The following is an 8,685-nucleotide window of genomic DNA, read 5'->3' as shown; positions in this document are numbered from 1 at the left end:
GGGTGACATTTTCTCAGACCGCTTACAGGGTGACATTATCACAGGCCGACGACACATTCTTATGCATTCGTTGACAATTGATCATCTGTGTCGTACAATATGTGCGGAAATGTGGACACTTGTCCTGCTCGTGGTCGGTTGGGACCGTAGATTCCAAAGAAGATTCCAAAGACCTTGCGCGTCATGTCGACCGACATGGCTCATTCTGCGAAGGTCTTTCGGCGGTTCCCGGGCTGACCGCGGTCCAGACGCTGAAAGGGGCCACAAACATTAGAGTCGGCAATCCCAGGCCGGCCCCGCATCGCTGACCGCTGGACAAGCAGCGGTCGTTTTCAGTCATCCGCTCTCGACACTTCCCGAATTCCGACTTGCCAGGTTTCAAGGCAAGCATGCGCAAGGCAAGAGGGGGCATCAACATGAAGTGCCGGCAGGCACTCAAGGGCATGATGGAGATACTTCAGCGGAGCCAACCTGGCTCGACGGGCAGCGGAGTTTGCTCCATTGTCAGCAAGCTCCTCAACGGGGTCCGAGTCTTATTTGTGGACACCAACGGGCGCGTCGCCGGCGATTCAGTCGTGGTCGGCCGTGAAGGATCAGGAGGGTCAGATGGACAGTCCGCTGGGGCGCATGACGATGACTGGCGCTTGGGAGACGTCCTCGCCCCCCGCACATTGGCGTCGCTCTGGGCGGCGGTCGCAGGGAAGCAAGCTGCAGCGATCACCGTGAACGGCAGAACGAACGCGGTCGCACCGATGACAGCGCTCCAGGAAACCGTCGGTTTGCTGGTCGCCCTGCCCAGTGTCGAGAGCTCTCGGGATTGCCTGGACATGCTCGGTCCGCTGGCCGTGGCCGCTGGAGCGGTACTCGCCGTCACGCACCGGCGGGAGGAGGATCAGCGCGCAAGGGACCGACGAGCCGCAAGATCGGCCGTCCAAAACCTGTCGTACTCAGAGCTGGTGGCTGTTCGCGCGATCGTCGACGCCCTCGATGGCGATCAAGGTTTCCTGGTGGCGAGCAGGATCGCAGACAGCACTAGCATGACACGTTCGGTGGTGGTCAACGCCCTTCGAAAGCTCTCTTCCGCCGACCTAGTCAAGACGAAGTCCCTGGGAATGAAGGGCACCTTCGTCAGGATCCTCAACCCAGAGCTCCGAGCGGAGCTCGATAACACAGGCCTCGGACGAGAGGCCTTGCGGGGACTCAACGCCGGCGCCTCGGCTACCACAGCTTCAGGGAAGGCGCACCATCCAGCCGAGGGCGGCAAACGGAGAGGGAGGGTCGCGAGAGGAAGGAGCTTGGTTCTTGGGCACCAGGCGGCTCGTGTATAGTAGCAAGGCGAGTGTAGGAAGATACATGACAGGCGACGACGGGCGGCTGACTCGCCTCCATGTTCATCGAGGCTGCCAGGAACATGACCGCGAAACACCGACCACGAGAGGAGGGAAGCGGCCGTCCCGACACTGATCCTGAGTCCTGGTGTAGTCCTGGGATGGCGCGCAAGTCGAGTGGCTCAAGTTACCGTGGACGAGAACCTGTGCATCGGCTGTGGACTGTGTGTGGAGATATGCCCTGACGTGTTCGAGATGGGAGACGATGGCCAGGCGCATGCGGTGCACCCCGAGAAATGCCCAGGTCTCCCTTGTTGTGCCGATGCGGCGGAATCGTGCCCCGTGGAAGCCATAAAGATCGAGTAGAGTGGCCCGATGACGCAAGTCAAGGGCGAAGGGAAGGCGGCCGTGAGCCGGCCACCGGACTCTGCGACCATACTCTTCTGAGCAACTCAATTCATGCGATTCATGCGAAGGAGGTAGGGCTTCCCTCGGACGGAGCGGCCTGGCGAGGCCCGTGGCCGTGACGCGGTGACAGGCCGAGAGAAGCGGCCACTGCCGCGCGGCAGTGGAGAGGGCGCTCCTTGGCGTGCCCGGTGTGAGGCGAGCGCAAGTGAACCTTGAGGCAGGGACGGCGAAAGTCACGTTCGACCCCGCCAGGACCAGTCGTGCAGAGATGGCGAAAGCCATTGAGGAAGAAGGTTACCGGGTTTCCTCCTGAGGCGGAAGCCATGTGTCTTCACCCCGACGCGCATCTGACGGAGGTGCGCCGACGACGTGGATCTTCGCTCCGCACGTCGGGCACTTGCCGTCCTCCAGCCTATACACGAGAACGTTGAACCCGTCACGTTTGATGAGCGTGTCACCGCACTCGTAGCATCGCGTGTCGTTTCCCTGACCTCCCGGCACATTCCCCATGTAAACGTACTTGAGCACTCTACGGGCTGTCTCGACAGCCGATTGCAGCGTGGCGACGGGAGTCGGGGGCTCCTTGAACTCGTACGCCGGAAAGTACCTGGAGAAGTGCAAGGGCGTATCGTCTCCTAGCGATGACGCCACCCAACGCGCCAGCCTCTCTATCTCGCCCGGATCGTCGTTGTGGCGCGGAATGATGAGGTTCGTGATCTCGACGTGACACCCGGCGGCTTTCGCGAGCTCCGCAGTGCGGAGGACTGGAGCCAGCTTGCCGTGGCATATCTTTGCGTAAAACGACTCGGTGAACGCCTTCACGTCAATGTTCATGGCATCGATGTGCGGTAACAGCTCTTCCAGTGGGTCTTCATTGATCTCTCCGTTCGTGACGAGGACGTTCTTGAGCCCGCGTTCGCGCACGAGCTTCGCCGCGTCAATCACGAACTCGTACCAAATCAGCGGCTCAGAGTAAGTGTACGCCACGCCCACGCATGGCCTTCGACGCGTCTGTTCCGTCGCCGCCGAAGCGAGCCCTTGGGGTGTGATGGCTTGGGTGGGAGCGTCCACCTGAGAGATATGCCAATTCTGACAGAACCCACACGCAAGGTTGCAGCCCCTCGTGCCCACAGAGAGGATCTCCCACCCGGGATAGAAGTGGTAGAGCGGCTTCTTCTCGATCGGGTCGAGCCCGAAGGACGTGATCTCGCCGTACACGAGAGAGTAGAGCCTTCCCTCTATGTTCTTGCGGGCACGGCACACTCCGACGCGGCCCGGCCTGATCCTGCAGTACTGAGGACAGAGCAGGCACTTGACCGCGCCCGTCTCTCCTTCCGCTTGCCAATATGACGCCTCTCGCATCACGTGTACCTCTTGACCCTGAACCTGAAGAGCTCAACGTCATCGTCGTCACGCGGTATACCGGCCTTCCGTTTCGCTATCTCCACCTGCTCGCGGGCGTCTTCGATCCCTTCGAGATCCGGAAGGAGAAGCCCGCTCCTCGGTCCTTTCTTGACGATGACCCCGTAGATTCGGGGATCCAGCTGGTCGATGCCAGCGATTCGCTCAGCCGGCGTAAGAACGTCCACGGAGTACACGAGATCGTCCAATTCGTCCGGCCCCACCGGCACGAACCTAGGATCGTCGGTAGCGGCCGCGATGGCGTTCCTTATTACCTCTTCAGCAATGGAGCGCGTCGTGGGGCGGATCGTCCCGATGCACCCCCGAAGCTGCCCCGCTTTCTTGATGGAGCAGAACACCCCCGCCCTTCCACGCATCTCCTCGGGCAGGTCCTTGGGCGGCTCGATCACTCGCCCGCTCCTCGTGTACTCCTCAACCGCCCTTCGCGCGAGACGAACCAGGGAGCTCTCCCCCTCTCTCGCCCTCGACATCGCCTCCCTGCGCCCTGCGATCAGCTTGTCGAGGAGTCTCCTCTGCTCCACCTCTTCGCCTGGACGCAGAACGGCGACTGCGTACCCGACACCGAACGGCCCCTCGTACGACAACACCTCCGGCTCGAAGACACGACCCTCGAGCGTTCCGAGGGCAATGATGAGTGACCTGTACCCGCACTCCCCGGCTCGGTCCACAAGCGATTCGTCGAGAGACAGTATCCCGTCAACGTCGCCTCCCCGGAGGAGGTCTACTATTCGAGCATCGAACTCCGCGCCCCGAGGATCGTACCCCGCGGGCGCACCGCGCGTAAGCCGGTGCGACAAGTCCCCGCTCGCTACGACCACCGCCCTTCGCCCCAGTGTCCTGACGGCTTGGGACACCGCCGCCCCGAACGCGTAGAGCTTCTCACGAGGCAGGAGCGCCATGCCCATGACGACGAGCGGGACACTCACCCCTGCTCCTGCGATGAAATGCATGGGAACCAAAACCCCGTGATCCAGACGGCCTTGCACACGGTAGGTTTGTCGCCCCCGCTCATCGAGCAGGAGCGCGGACACGCCCATGGCGCGGGCGCGACTTACCACCTCCCGCGCTAGCGCAAGGTCGTTTTCGAACGAGAGGCTCACCTCGCCCGCCGCGAACATGGAGAAGTCTCCCTCAAGAGGGTTCGCAGCGTGGATGGCCACCGCATCCTCGAAGAGGGGCGAGTGCGGGCTTATTACGACCACGACTTCCGGCCGAGCGTCCCTAACGATGGCTGCCAGCCTTTTCATGGCGCTCATCGTCTGCCTCACGGCGTCGAGATCGCGCCTGGAACCGATCTCCGGAATGAGAAGAGGCGGATGCGGCGCAAGCGCACACAGAACCACCTGGCCTTCCCCTGTCACTCTCAATCCCTCCTGCGAGGAGCGTAAGCCCTGCGTCAGGCCGCATCAGCTTCCAACGAAAACCTTGTGGACATAAGGCGATGTCATGGCGGCCAAGAGGCAGCCGTAGCTCAACGTGAACCTTACCTCGTCGCCGACCTTGATCTCGCGGTCCGCATCCTCAACGTCCAGGATCAGGTGGTCACTGGAGGCTCCGAGCACCTCGATGCCCGCTTCGAGCGGTGCCAGACCCTCTGGGTCGACATCCTGCCTGCCGCATGCCAGGATAGCTCTCCGCCTGATGCCTCTATCCCTGAACACGCGCACTCTACCGAAAGCGTCCTGCCCGACCTGTCCCTGGGGAACGGAAGGCTTCCTCGCCACCTCTATTGCCTCCGCGACAAACACGAACGCGTCGAGATGCATGCCCGGAAGAGGACGACGATGCGTCACGTCCCTGCCCAGAAGCATGGACTCTCCTATGCGAAGCTGGTTTACGCCTTGTGGCACCTGACCCGCGGCGACTAGAGGAAGGACGCTGGAGTTGCCGCCGGATATCACTTCGAGGTCGAGCCCGAGGTCCGCGCGGATCCGGTCCCTCAGGTGAAGGAGCACGCTCATGTTCTCGCGCGTCGGGACCACCCCGCCATAGCATGCTACATTCGTCCCGATGCCATGCAGCCCGATTCCCTCCACGCGCGACACGCGGGCCGCGGCGTCGACCGCCACGTCGGGCAACACCCCTTCGCGCAGGTCTCCCACGTCGACCATGAGTATGACCTTGTGCTCCACGCCGCGAGCGCGGGCCGCCTCGCCGAGTGCCCTTGCAGTCTCGATGGAGGATATGAGGCTCATGTCCGCCAGTTCGACAGCCTTTGTGGCTTCGCAGAGCATGGGTGCGCGCAAGAGAACGGTTTCACAGCCAACGGCGGCGTCCCTGAGACGCGCGAGGTTCGCCAGGCGCGAGTCGGCTATCCATCTCACGCCGCCCCTCAGCATGGCCTTCGCCACGTCAGGATCGCCGCAGGTCACTTTGCTGACCCCGGCCACCTCGATGCCGTGCCTGCGGCACATTTCCACGACGGTTCTGGCGTTTTCCTCCACTTTGTCCAGGGATATCTCCACCCTGGGTGCTGCCCCAGGAACAGAGACCGACACCTCCACAGCACCCCCGTCGTTCCTGCTTCTCCCGCGTTCCCCGAGTCGCCTGCGAACGCCCTACTCCTCCAATTAGAAGCTCTTCACCTGCCTTCTATAGTGCGACACCAGCCAGGCGTTCCTCTCGGCGCTGCCCGGCACGTTGGCGCTGGTGAACACGGGAGGCTCTTGGCCCCCGGCGGCCAACTTCTCCACCGCCCTCACGATGACGTTGTTCAAGATGTATGCCCCAAGTATGGTCGACACAGGCCCCGTTCTGAGTCCTGGGTAGCCGGGCACGTCGACGAGCGCGTCCCCAGGAGGCGCGTGGTTGTCCAACACTATGTCTGCAAGCTCGTAAAGCCGGTATCCCGAGGGATGCCTTGGTCTCGACGCGGCCGACGCCTGCACGGACGTGAGGGCAACGAGCACAAGGCTCCTCGCCCGCGCCTCCAAAGCCATCTCTATGGGTACGGGGTTGATTCCGGAATAGGAGACGATTATGATCGGCTCGCCCGCCGAGGTTTCGTGATCCCCCATGATTGCCACAGCGTAACCTGGGAGCCGTTCCAGTATCGTGCTCTTTGCGGCCCCGCCATGCACCATGAGCCCTGCGTCGAACATCGCGTTCACCGGCACGAGGCCACCCGCGCGGTAGAATATCTCCTCCGCGAGCATGTGGGAGTGTCCTGCACCGAAGACGTGGAGCACTCCACCCGCTGCCACCGTGGTCGCGATAGCCTCGGCAGTCTTCTCAATACCTTCCTGTTCGGCGGAGTCGATCTCGTCCATGAGGCGCCTTATCATGGTGGAATACTCGTCCCTCAGGTTCACACCGCTCTCCTCCCATTGCCCGGTCTCCTGCGAGAACCACGACCGCCGGTCGCCCCTCGCCGCGTCCACCCACGGCCACGAGCGTCGGCCCGGTTCTCTTGGGTATTCTACACAGCGCGACCATATCCTTTCACGGTCTTCGCGTTCCTCGCGAATTCGGCACGAACCCATCGGGAGAAGTCAATTGAGGTCGAAGGAGGGACCGGACCGCCAAAAAGGGGGAGCATCCTCATCACCGCTCCGCTAGTTGGTGAACCTCACGAGTCCGTAATCGGGCTCGAGCGGAGCGTCCAGGACGACGTGTCCCGCGATTGTCACGGGCCACGCGCCCTCAATCGTAATCTGGACTCGCTCCACCTCTGGCAGTTCAGCCAGGGTGTTGACGATCGAGTACACCGTGAGTTCCTCTGCCCTGCTACCCCCCCAGTGGCTTGATGCTAGTTCATGGCTGAAATCCAAGTAAGCCACTCCGTCTTCGATGCGAAGGGACCTAAGCTGCGTTCCCCTTGGGACGGTCGGGCACAGCACGCTCCCGTTGGCCGGCCCCTTGATCAGTTCCTCCACAATCATCGACGCACGTTCAGAGGGCGAGGAGTCCTTCTTGATTCCGGGAACCCTCCGTACCTCGGGCATGAGGTCGTCGTCGAAATTCGTAGGACCGGCGAAGTACAGTATGACCTCATCATCGGCGTGATTGACATGGGACGCCTTCACCTGAGTACCGGTTTCGGACACCGGCTTTGCCCCGTCGGCATGCCCGCGTTGGTCTGGCGCGCGCGCGTCGCGAGTCCTGCTCTTGAGATGGGATTCCACCAGGTAGGCCACGACTCCGCGGAAAACAGCTTCCGCGACTCGCCTCCTATAGTCCTGCTGAGCCAAGAGCGATTCCTCACGGGGGTTCGAAAGGAAGCCCACCTCTACAATGACAGCGGGCATAGTGGTCTTCCTGAGCACGAAGTAGTCGTCACCGGGCTTGGCCTTCCGCAAGTTCGGACCCAGGCGTGCCACGAGTTCCTTCTGAATGGCTTGAGCGAGCGCCTTGCTTTCGTCGGACCGGCTGTGGTAGAAGGTCTGAGCTCCCGACCACACCGGCTCCGGGAAGCTGTTGGCGTGGACGCTTATGTACAGGTCAGCCCTGCTGCGGACCGCAAGGTCCACCCTGCTTTCGAGATCCAGGGGTTCGCGCCGCCCAGAACCCGAGTTGGCCCCTCCCGCGGGGCTTTCGCCGTCGGTTCTCGTCATGACCGTGTATACCGCGGCGCGATTGAGGAGGCTGGCCAGGTGGCGCCCGATGTCAAGCACCACGTCCTTCTCGGCGAGTCCTGATCTGCCGCGCGCCCCGCAGTCGTCTCCGCCGTGCCCTGGATCGATGACCACGACCTTTCCGCACACCGCCTCTGACAGCGGGGCATTCACCCTCACAGCCGTTCGCGCGAGCACAAGCAGCACGATGACCACCGCCGCAACCGCCGCGGTGGTCACCAACCATGCCTTGGGTGTCCACATGATGACGACGGGCTTCTTCAACAGGGTTTCACCCCCCTGCTGCGCGCGTCCGGAAGCCCAGCCCGCCCGCTCGCGCCAGCTTGGCCCGCGCTCCTTGCGCGGGACGCGCGGCGACGAGCGCGGGGCCCGCTCGATACCACAGTTATGCGCGTTCGCCCGGGAAAATGCTCCTCTCAACGGCTCCTTCCATGACGCGATACCCTCCGCCTTTCTCCACCTCGCGCGCGGTCGGGAACACCTCGGCCAGCTTGCGTAGGAGGGTTTTCGCTCCTTGCCTCGTCCTTGCCACGAGGACGAGTCTTCCCCCAGGCTTGAGATGCTTTGTGGCTTCCTCGATGATCCCGAACAGCACTTGCTTCCCCGTTCTGATGGGCGGGTTGGAGAGGACGAGGTCGAACTTCATCCCCGCTACAGGCTGAAAGCCTGGCCCTCGACGGACCTGTACGTTGGGGACTCCGTTTCGTAGGGCGTTTCTATGGGCAAGTTCACACGCGCGCTCGTTCACGTCAGTCATGTACACCCGGCACGTCGGGCACATGACAGCCACGGCGATCCCGATGGGCCCGTAGCCGCAGCCCAGGTCGAGCACGTCGCTTCCCTCCGGCACGTCCACGGCATCGATGAGGAGCCGCGTGCCCCGGTCCAGCTTGCCTCTGGCGAAAACCCCGGCATCCGTCACGAAACTGAGGCGCCGCCCTCTTATCTCCACT

The 8,685-nt window shown here is 62.6% G+C and carries 9 protein-coding genes; 3 read left to right on the top strand and 6 right to left on the bottom strand.

What is annotated here, in order from left to right:
• Nucleotides 1-416 precede the first annotated feature (416 nt).
• The 3 genes from NUW12_11895 (at nucleotide 417) to NUW12_11885 (ending at nucleotide 2,049) form a co-directional block, all read left to right on the top strand.
• Nucleotides 417-1,328: a hypothetical protein gene (locus NUW12_11895; protein MCR4403450.1), complete on the top strand. Its 912-nt coding sequence runs from the start codon at nucleotides 417-419 to the stop codon at nucleotides 1,326-1,328.
• Between the two features lie 177 nt (nucleotides 1,329-1,505).
• Nucleotides 1,506-1,694 (top strand): ferredoxin, encoded by a 189-nt coding sequence (locus NUW12_11890; GenBank protein MCR4403449.1) that lies wholly within the window; start codon nucleotides 1,506-1,508, stop codon nucleotides 1,692-1,694.
• 232 nt (nucleotides 1,695-1,926) lie between these two features.
• On the top strand, nucleotides 1,927-2,049 hold the full coding sequence (locus NUW12_11885; GenBank protein ID MCR4403448.1) for a hypothetical protein: 123 nt from the start codon (nucleotides 1,927-1,929) through the stop codon (nucleotides 2,047-2,049).
• On the opposite strand, the gene amrS is transcribed toward NUW12_11885, so the two are convergent.
• From amrS to NUW12_11855, 6 genes are all read right to left on the bottom strand, one after another.
• Entirely contained in the window at nucleotides 2,031-3,098 is a 1,068-nt protein-coding gene (amrS, locus tag NUW12_11880) for an AmmeMemoRadiSam system radical SAM enzyme (protein MCR4403447.1), read from the bottom strand. The genes NUW12_11885 and amrS overlap by 19 nt on opposite strands.
• Complete coding sequence (amrA, locus tag NUW12_11875) at nucleotides 3,098-4,519, bottom strand: AmmeMemoRadiSam system protein A (GenBank protein MCR4403446.1); 1,422 nt, start codon at nucleotides 4,517-4,519, stop codon at nucleotides 3,098-3,100. Before amrA ends, amrS begins: the two co-directional genes overlap by 1 nt.
• Nucleotides 4,520-4,564: 45 nt before the next feature.
• Complete coding sequence (locus tag NUW12_11870; protein MCR4403445.1) at nucleotides 4,565-5,656, bottom strand: alanine/ornithine racemase family PLP-dependent enzyme; 1,092 nt, start codon at nucleotides 5,654-5,656, stop codon at nucleotides 4,565-4,567.
• Between the two features lie 72 nt (nucleotides 5,657-5,728).
• Nucleotides 5,729-6,469 carry an SIS domain-containing protein gene (locus tag NUW12_11865; GenBank protein ID MCR4403444.1) on the bottom strand — a complete coding sequence of 247 codons (741 nt, stop codon included), beginning with the start codon at nucleotides 6,467-6,469 and terminating at the stop codon, nucleotides 5,729-5,731.
• A 243-nt stretch (nucleotides 6,470-6,712) separates the two neighbouring features.
• Nucleotides 6,713-7,996 (bottom strand): N-acetylmuramoyl-L-alanine amidase, encoded by a 1,284-nt coding sequence (locus tag NUW12_11860; GenBank protein ID MCR4403443.1) that lies wholly within the window; start codon nucleotides 7,994-7,996, stop codon nucleotides 6,713-6,715.
• 121 nt (nucleotides 7,997-8,117) lie between these two features.
• Nucleotides 8,118-8,684: a class I SAM-dependent methyltransferase gene (locus tag NUW12_11855; GenBank protein MCR4403442.1), complete on the bottom strand. Its 567-nt coding sequence runs from the start codon at nucleotides 8,682-8,684 to the stop codon at nucleotides 8,118-8,120.
• Nucleotide 8,685: the final 1 nt, after the last annotated feature.

This window comes from Bacillota bacterium, from assembly GCA_024653485.1.
Lineage (GTDB): Bacteria > Bacillota > SHA-98 > UBA4971 > UBA4971 > UBA6256.
The sequence above is the reverse complement of the archived record's forward strand: the minus strand, read 5'-3'. Positions and strand labels throughout refer to the sequence as shown.

Excerpts from the sequence above, each read along its gene's own strand:
- amrS (MCR4403447.1), bottom strand. The coding sequence starts at position 3,098 with ATGCGAGAGGCGTCATATTGGCAAGCGGAAGGAGAGACGGGCGCGGTC.
- NUW12_11895 (MCR4403450.1), top strand. The coding sequence starts at position 417 with ATGAAGTGCCGGCAGGCACTCAAGGGCATGATGGAGATACTTCAGCGG.